General features: G+C 63.3%; 1 protein-coding gene. It reads right to left on the bottom strand.

Annotated features, from left to right (window positions below; all coding sequences use genetic code 11):
- Positions 1-662: 662 nt before the first annotated feature.
- Complete coding sequence (locus AC1DVR_RS23365; protein WP_478003020.1) at positions 663-1,370, bottom strand: RNA polymerase sigma factor; 708 nt, start codon at positions 1,368-1,370, stop codon at positions 663-665.
- Between the last annotated feature and the right edge of the window lie 20 nt (positions 1,371-1,390).

Here is a 1,390-nt window from a genome sequence, read left to right as displayed (position 1 = left end):
CGAGCAACGCGACCTCCAAATTGATCGGCGGCTACAACGACGGGTTTCGGGTTCCGCGGTTCGGTCCCTGTGTGACAGCTCAGGGCCAGGTACGTCGATCCCGGCTTAGCCTACGCAAGGGGCGGAATGCGGCCTGACGGCCTTGCGGAAGCGCAACTGCAGCATTGGGCCGGAGCGGTCTCTCGTTGGTCCTGCGGCATCTCCGATATCAGAACGACCGATATGCCAAGCACCCGTCGCTCACCGTTTCTATTTCAAACTGCTATCGAACAAAGTCTTTCTCAGTTGGGCCCAAGCCTCGGTCTCCAGCCTGGACATCCTGTGATCCGGTCGGATAGTGGTTCGCAACTCTGCAGGCTGCCTCATATACTAGCCGGTCCAGAAAGATTTCTGACTGGGATGCGCGAAAACCTCTCGCAAGAGACAGGGGGCGCCGGCGGACCTCATGACCTGCCATCCGGGACCGGAGACTTGTATCGACTGATGGTGCCTGGCAAGCAGACCAATGCAACAGTGCATAAGACCTGCGCACTGTTTTGGGCGGCTTTGAAGCTGATGGTGAGGGGCAGTGGGGTGAGCATCCATATCGAGCCGGAGTTCAAGGCCAAGCGCTCGGGCGCAGCGGCCCTGTCAGAGGGGGCGCCCGAAAAGGTTTGGCCACTCTATCGCCTTGGAAGCCAGCCAATTACCTGCAGTTGATCCAGCACGGAGCCGGTCAACCGCTGGCACCTTGCGCCGTCAAAGGGAAAGACGGCCTCGAAGCCCCCTTTCAGGCGGCCCTCAAGCGCCTTTCGCAGGCGGCGACGGGCGCGGAAGAGACGGGTTTTCACGGTGATCGGGTTTATCGACAGGTCGCGGGCGATGTGCAGGACGCTAAGGCCTTCGGCCTCGCGCAGCAGGAAGACAAGGCGCAGGTCGCAGGGCAGGTCAGCCACGACCTCTTCCAGCATGTGGCGCAGTTCGTGGCGGCCCAAGGCCATCTCGGCGGTCTCCGGGAAGGGGAAGGGCAGAACCGCAGCGCTGGCGGGTTCGGCCTCGTTCACCGTGTCATAGAGTTCGTGCCTTGGTGGCCTTCGCAGGCGCATCCGGGCGGCGTTGATGGTGATGCGGGTAACCCAGGTGGCAAAGGCGGCCTCGCCGCGGAACTGATCGAGCCGGGTGAAAGCGGCGAGGTAGGCCTCTTGCACCACGTCTTCGGCCTCGGCGTCGCTGTCGAGCATGCCCCGCGCCACCCGGAACAGGCGCGGGTTCAGGCGACGGATCAACTCGCGCACCGCGCCCTCGTCGCGCTGGCCGGCCAGCGTGATCAGGTCGACCWCGCTGGCCGTGTGCAGTCCCCGTTCGGTCCTTTGCGCGATAACCCGGATCATWTCGCCTCCTTGGCAAGTAC

The organism is Rhodobacter sp. P2_H5, from assembly GCF_056403335.1.
Note: the sequence above shows the minus strand (reverse complement) of the source record. Positions and strands in the feature narration are given on the sequence as shown.